Source organism: Candidatus Thiodiazotropha sp. AKIB8 (assembly GCF_058244675.1).
Genome location: NZ_JBSYOO010000041.1, coordinates 43335 through 60326, shown reverse-complemented (window position 1 = coordinate 60326; position 16992 = coordinate 43335). Strand labels below are relative to the sequence as shown.

Below are 16992 nucleotides of genomic sequence, written 5' to 3'. Positions count from 1 at the left end.
AACTAAGTATTGAGCATGCCTTGATGTTCTATGAAGTCGATAATATCTTGCAGCCCTTCCCCTGTTTTCATGTTGGTAAAGACGAATGGACGTTCTTTACGCATGCGTAAGGTGTCCTCTTTCATCACTTCCAGGGATGCACCGACATAAGGTGCAAGATCAATTTTATTGATAATAAGAAGGTCTGAGCGGGTAATGCCCGGACCGCCTTTGCGTGGCATCTTTTCACCTTCGGCCACATCGAGTACATAGATTGTCAGATCCGCAAGTTCTGGGCTGAAGGTGGCACTGAGATTGTCTCCGCCGCTTTCGATAAACACCAGGTCGAGGTCAGTATGACGCTCACATAGATCCTCCACAGCTGCGAGGTTCATCGAGGCGTCCTCCCGGATCGCAGTGTGGGGGCAACCCCCCGTCTCAACGCCAATGATGCGACTCTCATCCAGGGCCTGGCTACGCATTAGAAATTTTGCATCTTCCTGGGTGTAGATATCATTGGTCACCACTGCCAGTTGATAGTTATCACGCATCGCTTTACACAAGGCATCAAGCAGGGCTGTTTTACCTGAACCGACGGGGCCGCCGACGCCGACTCTCAGGGGGGAGGTTTGGCTCATCTGTTGTTCTCTCAAGATCTGTAAATTCGGGTGTATTGGGTTTCATGCAGACAGCTGGCAATTGTCTGAGCCGGAGCAGAGAGACCGATATCTTCATCATTCACTGAGAGTCCAATCTGCACCTGTGATGGGATCAGTTTAATCAGTTGATGTAGAATTCTCTGTCCTGCCATCTGTCCAAGGGGGATGATCTTTACCCCGGACAGCGTCATATTCTCCAGCCAGCTCCAAAGATATCCTTCAGCAGCCTCAGTCAATTCGATTCCCCAGGCATTGGCCACATAGGCATAGCCAGAAATCTGGTTGCTCTTTAAGTGTGGTAGCCACGCATCCGCGAGGGGGATGCCCCATTCCGGTAGCAGAGCCGTTAATGCTCTGGCCCGGTTGCGCTCCTCTTCACGCAGCTCACGGGTCTCACGGCTGGCAATCAGATAGCGACTCCAGTAGGCGAAACTATCCTGATCTGGTGTGGCGCAAGCCTGGTAGAGTCTGCTCAGTAGCGGTATATCGAGATGGGTCTGGCTGGTCAGTAGCAGGTTTTCGATCCATTGACGCAGCGTCTCTTCATTCGTTACCCAGCCATCCTCTACTGCCCACTCCAGACCTTGGGAGTAGGCGAAGCTTCCCAGGGGCAGTGTGGGGCTGACCAGGTGTAACAGGCGCAATTTGGCAAGTCTGTTATCAGTGACTGTGGTCATGGCTATGGCCGTGGTGGTGACGCCCCTGTTCGGCGCTTCCACCGTAGGCGCCGGGTTCCGGTTCGAAGGGGGCTTCTGCGACTACAACCTCAAGTCCCAAACCCGCCAGCATCTCATCCAGAACATGGTCATGTGGATAGCTGATACGCCCCGGCTCGATCTGCATGGAGACATGACGGTTTCCCAGGTGGTAACAGGCACGCGACAATAGATGGGGGTCAGTGCACTCTACTATGGAGAGGGTCTCCTGCGCCGCTTTGATACGGATCACAACGCCAGATTCAGAGGTCAGCAACTCCCCCTCCTTGAGGGTTGTGCCCCGGGGCAGGAAGAGACCGGCATCCCGACCGTCATCGAGTTTTACCCTGAGTCTGCTTTTGATTCGGTTGTGTAGGGGCAGGGTAAGGGTGGTTTCAATCTTCTCCCCATGGGCTATTTTTTTGGTCAGTTTGATCATTGGCTGTTGGTTTGGTCAGGATAGCTGCATATCACTCTAGTGGTTGAATATTTCAGATCTGCATGGTGCGACAGGGCCGCACCCTGATATTCAGAACAGAAAATATTTTTGTGCCAATGGTAGTGATTCCGCCGGTTCGCAGGTCAACAGAGTGCCGTCAGCTTTGACCTGGTAGGTTTGCGGGTCGACCTCGATCTCCGGTTGATAGTCATTCAGAATCATCTCTGATTTGTTGACTGAGCGGCACTGGCTGACTGTGCCGATCATCGATTTCAGTTGCAACTGCTGATCTACGCCTGCCTCTTTTGCCGCCTGTGAAATGAAGGTCATGCGAGTTGCCTGGCAGGCAGGGCCCAAGGCACCGAACATGTTTCGGTAGTGGACCGGTTGCGGGGTGGGTATCGAGGCATTGGGGTCTCCCATAGGCGCCGCAGATATCATACCGCCCTTAATAATCAGGCTCGGTTTAACACCAAAGAACGCAGGTTTCCAGAGCACCAGATCGGCCAGTTTCCCCACCGCCACTGAGCCCACTTCATGGGCAATGCCATGAGCCAGGGCCGGGTTGATGGTGTATTTTGCGATATATCTTCTCGCGCGCAGATTGTCGTGCTGTTTTGGGTCTCCCTCCAGGCTGCCTCGCTGAACCTTCATCTTATGTGCAGTTTGCCAGGTTCGGGTGATGACCTCGCCGACGCGCCCCATGGCCTGGGAGTCCGAGGCGATCATGGAGAAGGCGCCGAGGTCATGAAGGATATCTTCGGCGGCAATGGTCTCGCGGCGGATTCGTGACTCTGCAAAGGCGACATCCTCGGCGATATTGGGATCCAGATGGTGACAGACCATCAGCATGTCCAGATGCTCGTCCACCGTGTTCACTGTGTAGGGTCGCGTTGGATTGGTCGAGGAGGGCAGAACATGGGCGTGACCACAGGCCTTGATGATGTCCGGTGCATGGCCACCTCCAGCACCTTCAGTATGGTAGGTGTGGATGGTGCGCCCTTTCATGGCCGCCAGGGAGTGCTCTACAAAACCGGATTCATTGAGGGTGTCGGTATGAATCGCAACCTGGACATCATAGTTGTCGGCGACAGTGAGACAGTTATCGATAGCAGCAGGGGTGGTGCCCCAATCTTCATGCAGCTTAAGTCCGATGGCGCCAGCCAGGATCTGCTCATTCAGGCCAGCGGGGAGACTGGCATTACCCTTACCCAGATAACCCAGATTCATCGGCAACACTTCAGAGGCTTGCAACATGCGTTGGATATGCCAGGGACCAGGTGTGCAGGTAGTGGCATTGGTGCCGGTTGCAGGTCCGGTTCCGCCACCGAGCATGGTGGTCACCCCGGACATCAGCGCATCCTCCACTTGCTGTGGGCAGATGAAGTGAATATGGGAGTCGATGCCACCGGCAGTGAGGATGGAGCCCTCTCCGGCAATGGCCTCGGTGCCAGGACCAATGATGATATTCACGCCGGGTTGGATATCCGGGTTACCCGCCTTGCCGATGCCACTGATACGTCCGTTCTTGATGCCAATATCGGCCTTTACAACCCCCCAGTGATCGAGGATCAGGGCGTTTGTGATGACTGTATCTGCGGTCTCGGCGCTGCTGAGCTGGCTCTGCCCCATGCCGTCGCGGATAACTTTACCACCACCAAATTTTACCTCGTCACCATACTGGGTATGGTCTTGTTCCACTTCTATGAAGAGCTCGCTGTCCCCAAGGCGAACCCGGTCTCCAACGGTAGCGCCATACATCTCCGCATAGGCTTTTTTGCTGATGCTGCTCATATATTACTCCTCCAGTGGACCCATGACGGCGCCATTAAAGCCATATACCTCTCGCTTGCCGGCAAAGGCTACCAGGGTGACTTCCCGGGTTTGACCTGGTTCGAAGCGTACCGCTGTTCCGGCTGCGATATCGAGCCGGTAACCTCTTGCCTGCGCCCTGTCGAAGCTGAGGGCTGGATTGGTTTCGGCAAAGTGGTAGTGGGATCCGACCTGTATCGGGCGATCTCCAGTATTGGCTACTGAGAGCGTGACCCTATCCCGCCCTTCATTCAGCTGCCGCTCTCCAGGCATGGTGATGGTCTCACCTGGGACGATAGTGTCCTCCTGACCTCTGGCAGAGGGGAGGATGGGATCATGGACGGTTACCAGCTTGGTGCCATCTGGAAATGTGGCTTCCACTTGAACCTCATGGATCATCTCAGAGATGCCTGGCATCACATCGTCGCCGCTTAACAGGGTGCGGCCGAAGTCCATCAGCTGGGCAACGGTCTGCCCCTCTCTTGCACCTTCCAGGATGGCGCAGCTGATATAGGCCATCGCTTCCGGATAGTTGAGTTTGAGGCCCTTCTCTTTACGCCGCTCCGCCAGCAGTCCGGCAGTAAACAGCAGCAGCTTGTCTTTTTCTCTGGGAGTAAGCTCCACGTTGCGCTCCTCGATTGTCGGGTTATGTGTTCCAGACCCGCGGTTCGCAGGCAGGTCGGTTCAGTATGATGGGTCTTAGATCTTTCCAAATTCGTTTGAAAAGATTCCTGACCTGTTCGGTAGAGTCACCGAGATAGCGGGCGATCAACACGCCATCGGTGTGAGTGATACCCAGTCGCCGATTCTCATCAGCATCGATCAGGGTACGGATTCTGTTGGTCAATGTGGCATCGTCCATTGTGGCATAGAGGGAAGCTACAACCGGATCTCCCCGAAGAGCGGCACAACCAGTCAAACCAGTTTCGCCTTGAACTGCCATCCGTTCAATCAACAGAGGGTGGTCATCCCGCCATAGAGCGAATTTGAAAATCGCTTCTCCATGATCGAATCGTTCGTTGATTGTTGGACGACCCAGACAATTTATCTCCCAGCCGATAAATTGTGCCTGGCTATCCAGCCTGACCTGAGTAGAGATGGTCACCTCAGCACCAGGAAAGAGAATATTCTCCTGCGGGAACCACTCAAGTGACCCGCCTGAGACATTGAGGTGTTGCTGTTGCTGTGCAGTCGGGCCGCAGGAGCGGTAGAACTTGCCAGCACCAGGGGTGGTGATCAGGGCATTGGCGTTGTCTGCTACATCGACATGAATATCCAGGGTGTCACCACCCACTACACCACCAGGTGGATGGAGTAGATAGACATGACAGAGATCCTCTTCAGGATAGAAGGCCCGTTGTACCGACAGTGGGCCGTGCCGGTAGCGTTCGGCCAGTATGGTTTTGTTCGGTGTGCTACGAAATCCAAGTCTAAGTCGAGCCTGCCAACCAGGGGCTGTTTTACTTAATGCACTTTGCATCTTGCTCTCTGTCCTGGCTGGCAGTGTCGAACCAAGTCTGAATGGACGGGGCTGCGGTTGTTTTTAGCGATCCTCGTCCCGCTTCTTATTTGCCAGCAGATGCCTGAATCCAAAGAAGAGAGGCAAGCCGATGGCCAGCACGAGCAACAGGTGTTCAATGAAATGGTCCGTTGAAGATGGGCCGTGATGTGCCATCGCTGCGCTGCTGAAAAGGGCGAGCAGTGTGAGGTAGAGCATGCCAAGGTTCTTCATGATAATCAGGCTCCTTAAAGGCGTTAAACAGTCAGATATTGTCGAATCAGGTCATCGTTGAGATTTTCCATCTCCCCTGTGGCAACCTGACGTCCTCGATCCAGAATGCAGAATCGATCAGCCACCTTGCGGGCAAATGGAAGCTTCTGTTCAACCAGTAATACCGTCAAACCGATCTCCCGATTCAGTCTGATTATGATATCACCAATCTCTTGTACAATATTAGGTTGAATTCCTTCAGTTGGCTCGTCAAGTATCAATAGTTTTGGATCGATAACCAAGGCACGTCCGATTGCCAGCTGCTGTTGTTGACCACCTGAGAGATCCCCTCCCTTTCTATCGAGCATCTCTTTGAGTACTGGGAAGAGTTCAAAGATAAAATCGGGCACCTTATTTCTGTCTGTTTTACGTACAGGCAATCCAATGCGCAGATTCTCCTCTACAGTGAGCATGGGAAAAATCTGCCGACCTTGTGGCACATAACCAATGCCCATCGGCGCCCTCTGCTCAGTTATCAGTCTACTGATGTTATCGCCACTGAAGCGGATTTCACCGGATTTGATCGGCAGTAGCCCCATGACACATTGCAGCAGTGTGGTCTTGCCTACTCCGTTACGACCCATCAAGCAGGTGCACTGGCCTTGTGGTACTTCCAGATCCAGATCCCACAAGGTATGAGATTCACCATAGAACTGATTGAGTTTTTCAATCTTCAACATGGAATCAACCCTCCCCCTGCTCGCCGAGATAGACCTCTACCACCCGGGGATCGTTCTGTACTTCATTCATACTCCCTTCAGCCAAGACACTGCCCTGGTGTAGTACGGTTACCTTACGTGCAATGGATCGCACAAAGTCCATATCATGCTCCACTACCACCACTGAATGTTGTCCAGCCAGGGAGGTAAGTAACTCTGCAGTGCGATCCATCTCCTGGTGGGTCATTCCTGCAACGGGTTCATCGACCAGCAGTAATTTAGGGTTCTGCATCAGCAACATGCCAATCTCCAGCCACTGCTTCTGACCATGGGAGAGGGAGCCGGCCAGTTGATGCCGGTTCTGCTGAAGGCCGATGGTTTCAAGCACCTCTTCGATATGCTCCCTTTGCTGCGGATTCAGCTGAGCAATCAGGGTCGGCCAGACACGCTTGTCACCGGCCATCGCGAGTTCCAGGTTTTCGAACAGTGTATGGGATTCAAATACAGTGGGTTTCTGAAATTTTCGTCCGATACCTGCCTGGGCGATCTCCGGTTCACTGAGATGCAACAGATCGATGTTCTGTCCGAAAAAGGCGCTGCCGCTATCGGGCCGGGTTTTGCCAGTGATGATATCCATCATGGTGGTCTTGCCTGCGCCATTGGGTCCAATGATGCAGCGCAGCTCTCCGGCATCGATATAGAGATTGAGGTTGTTGATCGCCTTGAAGCCATCAAAGCTCACAGAGATATCTTCCAGATAGAGAATGGTACCGTGGGAGATATCCACCTCAAGACCGGATGTCTGCATCATGAAATCAAACACCCGGTCACGGCGCATGGAGTCACGTAGTTGATCGAGGGCCTTCATGAAGCTTTATCCTTGGCCTTGAAGAGGCCGATTACCCCTTTGGGGAGGAATATCGTCACCAGAACGAAGAGTGCGCCAAGGGCAAACAGCCAGACTTCCGGAAGTGCAGCAGTGAAATAGCTTTTTCCATAATTCACCATCAGAGCGCCGGCAGCGGCACCGTAGAGGGTTGCCCGGCCACCCACCGCGACCCAGATAACAATCTCTATAGAGTTCAATGGTGAAAACTCACCAGGATTGATAATCCCTACCTGGGGAACATAGAGGGCACCGGCAATCCCAGCGAGCACAGCGGAAAAGGTGAACACTGCCAGTTTGATATGCTCTACCTTATAACCGGTAAAACGGGTTCTGTCCTCCGCATCCCGAATAGCTACTGCAACCCGACCCAGGCGTGAAGTGACAATCAGCCGGCAGGCGATGTAACCCAGGGCCAATGCCAAAGCGGACGTGACAAACAGGGCGATACGGGTTGTATCCTCCTGCAGGCTGAATCCGAGGATATCCTTGAAGTCAGTTAGTCCATTGTTTCCGCCAAATCCCATCTCATTGCGGAAAAAGGCGAGCATCAGTGCGTAGGTCAACGCTTGGGTGATAATGGAGAGATAGACACCGGTTACCCGTGATCGGAAAGCCAGCCAGCCGAAGACAAATGCCAATACTCCAGGTATTACCATTACCATCAACATTGCGAACCAGAACATGTCGAAACCATGCCAGAACCAGGGCAGACTGTCCCAGTTCAGAAAGACCATGAAATCGGGTAATAACGGATCGCCATAGACACCCCGCTCACCGATCTGGCGCATCAGATACATGCCCATGGCATATCCACCCAGAGCGAAGAAAGCGCCATGTCCAAGACTGAGTATGCCCAGATAACCCCATACCAGATCCACTGCGACGGCAAGCAGAGCAAAAGCAAGATATTTGCCCAGCAGGGTCACGGTATAGGTTGAGATATGTATAGGATTGGTTGGCTCGGTGAGCAGGTTGAGGATCGGCACCACAATCGCAACCAACAGTAACAGGGCAAGAAATATCAGCCCACCGCGATCTGCCTTAAAGATGTTAAATAGAGCCATGATTTAACCTGGAATCCGTAATTCTTGTAGCCTTATTGGGTTCACCCAACGGGTGAGGATGAGATTCATTAATTGATCCAGCATTTCATTACCTTACGTTAACTCTCCGCTGCCCGGCCCTTCTGAGGAAAGAGTCCCTTTGGCCTTTTTTGTATAAACAGGATGATGAATACCAGTACCAGGATTTTTGCCAGCACGGCACCTGACCAAGGCTCAATAAACTTATTGGCAACACCTAACGACATGCCGCTGACCAGTGTTCCCCAAAGATTTCCAACACCGCCGAACACCACCACCATGAAGCTATCGATAATGTAGGACTGACCCAGGTTGGGCCCCACGTTGGTCAATTGACTCAGTGCTACACCGGCAATACCGGCTACTCCTGAGCCGAGGCCAAAAGTCATCGCGTCGACCCATTCAGAACGTACTCCCATGGCTCTCGCCATGGCACGGTTTTGTGATACAGCTCTGACCTGTAAGCCGAGCGCAGTTTTTTTCAAAACAAAAAACAGTGCGGCAAAGACCAGCAGACAGAAGACAATGATATAGAGCCGGTTCAAGGTAAGAGAGAGGGCGGAGTTGATCTCCCAGGCGCCACTCATCCAGGAGGGGGTTTCAACGGAACGGTTCAGTGGGGAGAAGATCGAGCGAACAGTCTGTTGCAGGATCAGGCTGATGCCAAAGGTTGCCAGCAGCGTCTCCAGGGAGCGGCCATAAAGAAAGCGGATCACCCCTCTCTCAATAGCGATACCAACCAGGCCAGAGACCAGAAAGGCGGTAGGTATGGCAATAAGTGTTGCTGCGCCGATACTGTCAGGCATTAAGAGTTGAATCACATAGGTGGTATAAGCCCCAATCATTATCAGCTCGCCATGGGCCATGTTGATCACCCCCATGACACCAAAAGTGATAGCCAGTCCAATTGCCGCCAACACCAGCACAGAGCCGAGACTGAGTCCGAAAAAGAGGTTTTCGATAACACTGTAGAACTGAAGTTTGGCATCGATATTGTCCAGTGCCAGCTTAATACTGCTGGTCAGTGCTTCATCCTCGGTCTGTTGCTGGAGACGATTCAATGCATTCCGCACCGAAGGATGAATATTGCCACTGAGAAAGTCGATAGCTTCGTTGCGCTGTTGAGGGTTACCTTCAGTAAGATCTGAGAGGGCGATAATAATGGACATCGCTTCGCGGATATCAGCATCCTGCTCCTTTTTCAGCAGTGGGCGCACGAACTCTGCCTTTTGGATATCAGCCTGATCCAGGATCTGTTTAACAGCGGCAAGCCGCTTCTCTCTATCCGGGCTCTTCAGATCGAAACTTGCCAGCGCACCACGGATCTTTGTGCGCATTCTGTTATTTACGGAGATTTTCTTAATGGCGCGTTTTTTAACCTTGCCAAGGGGCTCCTCTGTGACAGCATGTTGAATGAAATACTCTTTTCCCTGTTTTTCTGCGATGACTATCTGCTGGTCTTTTTTCAGCTTATAGAGACGACGTTCCAACAGCGCTTTTAGAATGACCTGAGCCTGAGGTTCTGCAGAACCAGCCAGCAGATCTATGGCCTGATACTTTTGTTCAAACCGCTTGGTTTTCAGCAGTTCAACTGCTTGTTCTATGTTCTGATCCGGCGTCATGCCATAAATAGGCGCAGCGGGGATCAGAATCAGGGTCAGCAGTATGAGTAACCTTTTAAATTTACGGGAGATGGTCATGGTTTTTCTGTCAGTTGTATAGATATTGTCTAATTCATGTCGATAACAATAAATATTAGGAGTGTCCTGGACACAGGGTGCTGCCCTGACGCATCAGGCTGGCTTAAAAAAATGGAACAGAGTTTCCCGACGGCCTATATCTTCAATCGGATAGATTGGTGCGGCTGAGCCATGCCTTACGATATAACTCAACCGATTGGGTTAATCAGCTCCCTCCCTGGAGCCGAGATATAGAGTCCAATCCAGTGATTAATCCCTGAAAGTTATTCGTAGTTCTGACCCGAACACTTGCTGCTCTTGACGTTATAGTTACCGCAAGAGAGAGGCGCTCTCCAGTCGGAGATAATATCCTTTGAACCGGGCAAGAAGTCGGACCAGGCATCACCGGCCACCAGACCTGATGTCTCCCAGACGACCTCAAACTGGCCATCTCCCTGAATCTCACCAATCAGCACGGGTTTGGTAACGTGGTGATTAGGCATCATTGCAGATAGCCCACCTGTCAGGTTTGGAACTGAGACGCCGATGATCGCTTCCTGCACAGCGTCGGAATCTGTAGTGCCCGCCTTTTCAACCGCTTTTACCCACATATTGAAACCAATGTAATGGGCTTCCATAGGATCATTGGTGACACGCTTGTCATCCTTGATGAAAGCTTTCCAGGCACTAATGAATTCGTCGTTGGCTTCACTGTCCACACTCATGAAATAGTTCCAGGCGGCGAGGTGACCGACGAGTGGTTTTGTATCGATACCGGAGAGTTCCTCTTCACCAACTGAGAATGCGACGACAGGAATATCTTCTGCAGAGAGGCCCTGATTACCAAGTTCCTTATAGAAAGGAACATTGGCATCACCGTTGATGGTTGAGACTACTGCAGTCTTCACGCCGGTTGAGCCGAATTTCTTGATATCGGAGACAATAGACTGCCAATCAGAGTGACCAAAGGGGGTGTAATTGATCATTATATCCTTATCGGCAACGCCCTTGGCTTTCAGATAGGCCTCAAGAATCTTGTTGGTGGTACGTGGATAGACATAGTCGGTGCCTGCCAATACCCAACGCTTTACCTCAATTTCATTCATCAGGTAGTCAACAGCAGGTATTGCCTGCTGGTTTGGTGCGGCACCCGTGTAGAAGACATTCTTGGATGACTCTTCACCTTCATATTGAACCGGATAGAAGAGCAGTCCATTCAACTCCTCGACAACTGGAAGTACCGATTTTCTGGACACCGAGGTCCAGTTACCGAAGATGGCAGAGACTTTATGTTTACTCAGTAATTCGCGGGCTTTTTCAGCGAATAATGGCCAGTTGGAAGCCGGGTCGACTACCACAGGCTCCAATTTTTTACCTAGCACACCGCCCTTCGCATTCTGCTCTTTGATCAGCATCAGCATGGTGTCTTTCAGTGTGGTTTCACTGATGGCCATGGTGCCAGAGAGTGAATGCAGAATACCAACCTTGATGGTATCGGATGCCTGCGCGAGAGAGGTGAAAGAGAGTGCAAGACCTGTAGCTGTGCCAAGAACTAAATTTTTTAATTTATGTTTCGATATGCTCATCTGTTATTCGTCCTATTTCGTTAGAGTCAACGTTTTGGTCTGAAGAGGGATAGGGCATGTACTGTGCCAACTATTTATTCTTATCTAAAAACAGATGGTTAACGCTTGAAGGCATAGTTTGTAGATTTGGCGCGCACAGTTTTGGCGCTTAATGAGTGCTGTTCTATATCTCTCTGCTCCAAGGTAGTGCGAGGCGGTAAATAGTGAAGCACCAGAAAGATGCATGGCGTTGTTCCGCATCTTTTTAATGTTCCGTTTAAGTTACGGCTCTCCTGCTAAGTTAAAGCCCCTATTCCTTGATGGGAGGGGGTTGTCCACTGAGCCTGGATAAATGATCCGGTCTAGACTTTAGGTAAAAGCAGTTTGAGGAGCTGAAGGTGGATAGATCATTTGAAGATAAAATTCAAAGGGTTGGCCGTCAGATGTGGCAGGAGCGGGAGGCGAGGGGAGCATCCAGCCGAACAGGTTGGATTGATAGATTGCTGGCACAACTGGTAGCCGATAATCATTTTCGTACACAGGCACTTAGATTTATAGATGCAGTGCCCATGCTGACCGATGACAAAATCCTGATCGATCATTTCAAAGCGTACTTTAGTGAGGTTGATAGCCGAGGTTTACCTTCATTGGTCAACTGGGGAATCCGGCGTATATCGGTAAACAGTATGCCAAAACTTGTGGCGCCTGTTATCAGGAGTGCAGTTAAAGGTGTCGCACATCGATTTGTCGGTGGTAATAATGCGACTGAGATTTTGCACTCCATAAGCAGGTTACAAAGCAGGGGGGTTAACACCAGCCTTGACCTCCTTGGCGAAGCCACAGTGAGTGAAAGAGAGGCGTATCACTATCAGAATGCCTACCTCGATTTGATCAAACAAATCTCCTCATCAGGGATCAAGGGTCTAAACCTATCGATAAAAGTCACATCCCTCTACTCTCAAATAGCGCCCGTCGACACAGACGGCGCCATAGAAATTTTAATGGCAAGGTTAAGACCAATATGTGATGCGGCAAAGGATGCTGAACTGACCCTTTGTCTCGATATGGAGCAGTACGACTACAAAGATATCATTCTCAGACTCTTCAAAAGGGTTGCGATGGAGCCTGCCTATCGGGAGTGGCAGGGTTTGGGGGTGGTGCTTCAGGCTTACCTTAAAGAGAGTGACCAGGATTTAAATGATCTTATTGAGTGGGTTGAGAAACGGGGTGTAGCCGTTTCAGTTCGACTGGTGCGAGGCGCCTACTGGGATATGGAGACTGTTATAGCCAGACAGCAGGGGTGGCCCATACCGGTGTGGGAAACCAAGGGTGAAACCGATGCCTGTTATGAGCGGTGCTTAAAGCGGCTGTTTGAGTCAGCCCTGATCTATCCAGCTATTGCTACTCACAATATACGTAGCCTGGCCTGTGCCATAGTGTTTGCTAACCACAATCAGCGTGCTCAGGATAGTTATGAGTTTCAAATGTTGTATGGCATGTCTGCTGAGCTGGAAACTCTGATTACAGATCGCGGATTGAAGTTAAGACTCTATATGCCATTTGGGGAGATGTTGCCTGGCATTGCCTATTTAGTCAGACGTTTACTTGAAAATACCTCGGATCAATCCATATTGCCGGTACTGGCCAAAGCCGATGTTGAGCTGATGTTAGCGCCGCCGGTGGTAGAGGCTTGTGAGTCGGATGGTATTGAATCTGAGTTTTTTAACCATCCATTACATAGATTTACTCAACAGTCAGAACGAGAAAATTTCACGCTTGCTCTGGAACGTGTTGAGCAGAATATGGGCAACACTTATCCACTCTTAGTGGCAGGGCACCTGGCCATAGAGGAGAGATATCTTGAGTCCACCAACCCTGCGAATCCAAGTGAAGTGATTGGACAAGTGGTTAGAGCTGGGGAAGATGATGCAGAAGCGGTATTGAGAGAGGCAGTTGAAGCACAGCCAGCATGGGGTGCCCGTACTTTCCAGGAAAGAGCAGAACTATTGCAACGTGCGGCAAATCGACTGGTTGAAGAGCAGGAGATATTTGCAGCCTGGGAAGTAAAAGAGGCAGGAAAGGGGTGGCAGGAAGCAAATGCGGATGTTGCTGAAGCGATAGACTTTCTCCGCTACTACGCACAATGTGCTGTGAAGTTCGACAACATCATTCAGCCTCATCTCCCAGGTGAATTAAACCGGTTGGAATATATGCCCCTGGGTGTTGGTGTGGTATTGCCGCCCTGGAATTTTCCTCTGGCGATACCTGTCGGTATGGTCGCTGCTGCCATTGTTTGTGGCAACAGCGTTGTCTTGAAACCATCCTCTGAGACTCCGGTGGTTATCTGGTATTTTTGTAAACTATTGCAAGAAGCAGGCTTGCCTGACGGAATAGTGAACTATCTTCCTGGTAGTGGCGCAGTATTAGGCGAAGCCTTGGTGCGTGATCCAAGAACACAATTTGTCGCATTTACAGGATCCAAGGATGTTGGTCTTCATCTACTGAATGTGGTGACAGAACTATCTGAATCCCAGCGCCAGATCAAAAAAGTGATTGCTGAAATGGGGGGTAAAAATGCCATCATCATTGATCAGGATGCAGACTTGGATGAGGCTGTGAATGGTGTTCTTGAATCTGCATTTGGTTATCAGGGGCAGAAGTGTAGTGCCTGCTCACGGGTGATTTGCGTAGAAGAGATATATGAACGGTTTACAGCCAGGTTGATTGATGCAGTTGCAAGTTTAAAGATAGGGGATCCATCAAAGCCGCAAAATAGATTAGGGCCGCTCATCTCTGCTGCTTCAAAAGAGCGAATAGAGCGTTTCGTCAGTGAGTGTGAACGCTCTTCAACACTTATTGCGAAAGGTGATCTGCCATCTGAGTTGCCTGGCCACTACATACCACCGATGATCTTTAAAGATGTAACGCAGGATTCGCCGCTCGCACAACAAGAGATCTTTGGCCCTGTGTTGGTGTTAATGAAAGCTAAGGACTTTATGGAGGCGATAGATATTGCCAATGATACGACCTACGCCCTGACTGGTGGTGTCTACAGTCGCTCTCCAGGGAATCTAAATCGTGCTAAACAAAAGTTTGCTGTAGGTAACCTTTATATAAACAGAAAAATTACAAGAGCTAACGTCTACCGGCAACCATTTGGAGGTTTCAAGCTAAGTGGAACAGGATTCAAAGCAGGCGGTCCTGATTATTTACTGCAATTCCTTCAAGCAAAAAATGTTACGGAAAATACGTTACGTAAAGGGTTTTCACCTGATCTGGAGTGATTGTGTAACTATGTTATTGTCGGTATTAGTTTTTTGTTGAATGGTGTGTACAATATCATGGACTGATAGGAGAGTCTGACAGCAGACGAAATGGACTATGAAATCAATTAAACAAGCGGTTCTTGATAAACAGATAGACCTTCTTTTTTCCTACAGTGGTTCAGTAGTAGCACCAGGGATATTGGTCGGCTGTTTTGCATGGATCTACTACTCTTTTGTTATCGATAGCCTCTGGTTGATGCTATGGGGTTTTGCATTACTGGGACTGAATTTTGCCAGGCTCTTTCTTCTGCATAGTTTTAAGCAGATTAACAAAAACCAGGTAAAGCTTGGTATATGGTTACGCCGACATTTGATCACAACATTTTTTAGTGGACTGATCTGGGGATTGCTGAGTCTCGCCTATGACCCTGCCTGGTCTACGACTCACCAAGTGATGCTTTTTATGTTGCTGACCGGCCTGGCAGCTTTCAGTATTACTGCCTATGCCGCTGTTCTGGAAGTCTATGTGGTTTTCCTTATTCCCCTCTTGTTGCCATTGGAGATAGAACTCTTTTCCCGGGGTGATTTATCGCTATCGATTCTTGGGGTGCTGCTGATGCTGTTTGCAACTGGCATGTTGTTTGTCGCACAAAAATTCTATAACCAGCAGATTGAAAGCATACATCTCTCGTTTGAACACAAGTTTTTACAAAATGAACTATCTTCTGGATCACGGCATCTGGAGAGTGTTGAGCATGCTTTGAAGACTGCGGAACAACAGTTTGGCAATGTACTTGAAACATCATTGGATGGTTTCTGGGAGTGGGATCTCGATAAAAACAGTTTTTATCTATCGCCTCGCTGGAAGGCTCAGCTTGGCTATAAGGATAGTGAAATTGAGAATGAACTCGATTCCTGGAAGAGTCTGCTTCATCCAGAGGATCGGCATAAACTGTTAAATAAATTGGATGAATATATCTTAAATGCTAGCAACAGCTGGGAAGAAGAGTTCAGATTACGACATAAAGATGGTGGATATCGGTGTATTCTCTCTAGAGCAACACCAACTAAGAACAATGATGGGAAATTGACACGTCTTACAGGTGTGAATGTCGATGTAACAGAGCGTATAAAAGCTGAGAATAAGATTAAGAAGCTTGCCTATCTTGATAGATTGACAAAGCTTGCAAACCGGCTGCTGTTCAGTGACCGAATCTCTCATGCCATAACTCAAAGCAAATACGGTGGGCACCAGTTATGTGTTTTGTATTTAGATCTTGATCGCTTTAAAAATATCAATGACAGTTTTGGGCATCCCGCCGGCGATGAAGTATTGAAAATGATTGCCAAGCGTCTGCGAAAGGTAGTTAGAGAAGAAGACACTTTAGCGCGACTGGGAGGCGATGAATTTGCCGTATTGGTTGAAAATGTTCAGCATCCACACAATGTTGTACTTTTAGCGGCGAAAATACAGAGCTGTTTTGAAAGAAGTTTTCTGGTGCAAGATAATGAATTTTATATTAGTGCAAGTATAGGCATTTCAATGTACCCCAATGATGGCGATGATGCTGCAACATTGTTGAAGAATGCAGATGCCGCGATGTATAAGGCTAAAAATATTGAAAGGGGAGGCTTTCAGTTTTATACACAGGAGTTAACAGAAAAAGCGCTTCAGCACTACACAATTGAATCTGGACTGCGCAGTGCATTAAATCAACAGCAATTTGAAGTTTTCTATCAACCAAAGATTGAGCTGTTGAGTGGTCGGGTTACAGGAGTGGAAGCATTGGTTCGTTGGCGGCATCCGGAAAAAGGTATGATATCGCCAGACGAGTTTATCGCGATTGCAGAGGAGTCTGGACAAATAAGAGGCATAGGTGAGTGGGTTCTATTCCAGGCCTGTAGGGATGCGCAACAATGGAGATCATTGAGTCTTGATTTTGGACGTGTTGCTGTGAATTTGTCAGGGGTTCAGGTTCAGAGTGACAGTCTCAGGGAGGTGGTTAAAAGAGTACTGTTAAAAACAGGCCTCAGCACCGAACTACTTGAGTTGGAAGTTACTGAAAATGTATTGATGCGTGATACAGAAGATTCAGCAAGCAGTCTATCCGATTTGCGAGATATAGGCATCACTATTGCCATTGACGATTTTGGTACAGGCTTTTCATCTTTAGCTCAATTGGCCGCCTTACCCGTCGATAAACTGAAAATAGATCGCAGTTTCATCACCAATGTTTGCAACGATAAACAGAATGCAGAGATCTCCAGAACCATAATAGCACTCGGACGTACTCTTAATAAGACGGTTATTGCTGAGGGAATAGAAAACCCGGATCAGTTGCAGTTTTTGCAGAACGAAGGGTGTGATGAAGGACAGGGCTTTCTATTTGCCAGGCCTTTGGCAAATAATCAGTTCCTGGAATTTCTGGAAAAAAATGCAGACAATATTAAGAATACACCAGAGTTCATGAGGCCGGTAAGTTAAATGCTCATGAAC

At 49.5% G+C, this 16992-nt stretch carries 14 protein-coding genes; 2 read left to right on the top strand and 12 right to left on the bottom strand.

Annotated elements, in window-relative coordinates:
- Nucleotides 1-2: 2 nt before the first annotated feature.
- The 12 genes from ureG to urtA all read right to left on the bottom strand — a co-directional run bounded on the left by ureG (nt 3) and on the right by urtA (nt 11250).
- A complete protein-coding gene (gene ureG, locus AC4IFB_RS14065) occupies nt 3-617 on the bottom strand; it encodes an urease accessory protein UreG (protein WP_490776532.1) in 615 nt (204 codons plus the stop codon).
- An 11-nt stretch (nt 618-628) separates the two neighbouring features.
- Nucleotides 629-1315, bottom strand: a complete 687-nt coding sequence (locus tag AC4IFB_RS14060) for an urease accessory protein UreF (RefSeq protein ID WP_490780491.1) — start codon at nt 1313-1315, stop codon at nt 629-631.
- Entirely contained in the window at nt 1299-1772 is a 474-nt protein-coding gene (ureE, locus tag AC4IFB_RS14055; protein WP_490776530.1) for an urease accessory protein UreE, read from the bottom strand. Before ureE ends, AC4IFB_RS14060 begins: the two co-directional genes overlap by 17 nt.
- Before the next feature lie 90 nt (nt 1773-1862).
- Complete coding sequence (ureC, locus tag AC4IFB_RS14050; protein ID WP_490780490.1) at nt 1863-3566, bottom strand: urease subunit alpha; 1704 nt, start codon at nt 3564-3566, stop codon at nt 1863-1865.
- Nucleotides 3567-3569: 3 nt separating this feature from the next.
- The gene (ureA, locus tag AC4IFB_RS14045; RefSeq protein WP_490780489.1) at nt 3570-4208 is read right to left on the bottom strand and encodes an urease subunit gamma; all 639 of its coding nucleotides are present in this window, start codon (nt 4206-4208) and stop codon (nt 3570-3572) included.
- A 22-nt stretch (nt 4209-4230) separates the two neighbouring features.
- The gene (locus AC4IFB_RS14040; RefSeq protein ID WP_490780488.1) at nt 4231-5064 is read right to left on the bottom strand and encodes an urease accessory protein UreD; all 834 of its coding nucleotides are present in this window, start codon (nt 5062-5064) and stop codon (nt 4231-4233) included.
- Between the two features lie 63 nt (nt 5065-5127).
- On the bottom strand, nt 5128-5316 hold the full coding sequence (locus AC4IFB_RS14035; protein ID WP_490776526.1) for a hypothetical protein: 189 nt from the start codon (nt 5314-5316) through the stop codon (nt 5128-5130).
- Nucleotides 5317-5339: 23 nt separating this feature from the next.
- The gene (urtE, locus tag AC4IFB_RS14030) at nt 5340-6035 is read right to left on the bottom strand and encodes an urea ABC transporter ATP-binding subunit UrtE (RefSeq protein WP_490780487.1); all 696 of its coding nucleotides are present in this window, start codon (nt 6033-6035) and stop codon (nt 5340-5342) included.
- Nucleotides 6036-6039: 4 nt separating this feature from the next.
- Nucleotides 6040-6882, bottom strand: a complete 843-nt coding sequence (urtD, locus tag AC4IFB_RS14025) for an urea ABC transporter ATP-binding protein UrtD (protein ID WP_490780486.1) — start codon at nt 6880-6882, stop codon at nt 6040-6042.
- The gene (urtC, locus tag AC4IFB_RS14020) at nt 6879-7967 is read right to left on the bottom strand and encodes an urea ABC transporter permease subunit UrtC (protein ID WP_490776523.1); all 1089 of its coding nucleotides are present in this window, start codon (nt 7965-7967) and stop codon (nt 6879-6881) included. Before urtC ends, urtD begins: the two co-directional genes overlap by 4 nt.
- A 98-nt stretch (nt 7968-8065) precedes the next feature.
- A complete protein-coding gene (gene urtB, locus AC4IFB_RS14015; RefSeq protein ID WP_490780485.1) occupies nt 8066-9685 on the bottom strand; it encodes an urea ABC transporter permease subunit UrtB in 1620 nt (539 codons plus the stop codon).
- Between the two features lie 263 nt (nt 9686-9948).
- Nucleotides 9949-11250, bottom strand: coding sequence for an urea ABC transporter substrate-binding protein (gene urtA / locus AC4IFB_RS14010; RefSeq protein ID WP_490776521.1), 1302 nt, complete (start codon nt 11248-11250; stop codon nt 9949-9951).
- Nucleotides 11251-11627: 377 nt separating this feature from the next.
- On the opposite strand from urtA, the gene AC4IFB_RS14005 reads away from it, so the two are divergent.
- On the top strand, nt 11628-14513 hold the full coding sequence (locus tag AC4IFB_RS14005) for a proline dehydrogenase family protein (RefSeq protein ID WP_490780484.1): 2886 nt from the start codon (nt 11628-11630) through the stop codon (nt 14511-14513).
- Between the two features lie 97 nt (nt 14514-14610).
- Nucleotides 14611-16980 carry a putative bifunctional diguanylate cyclase/phosphodiesterase gene (locus AC4IFB_RS14000; protein ID WP_490780483.1) on the top strand — a complete coding sequence of 790 codons (2370 nt, stop codon included), beginning with the start codon at nt 14611-14613 and terminating at the stop codon, nt 16978-16980.
- Nucleotides 16981-16992: the final 12 nt, after the last annotated feature.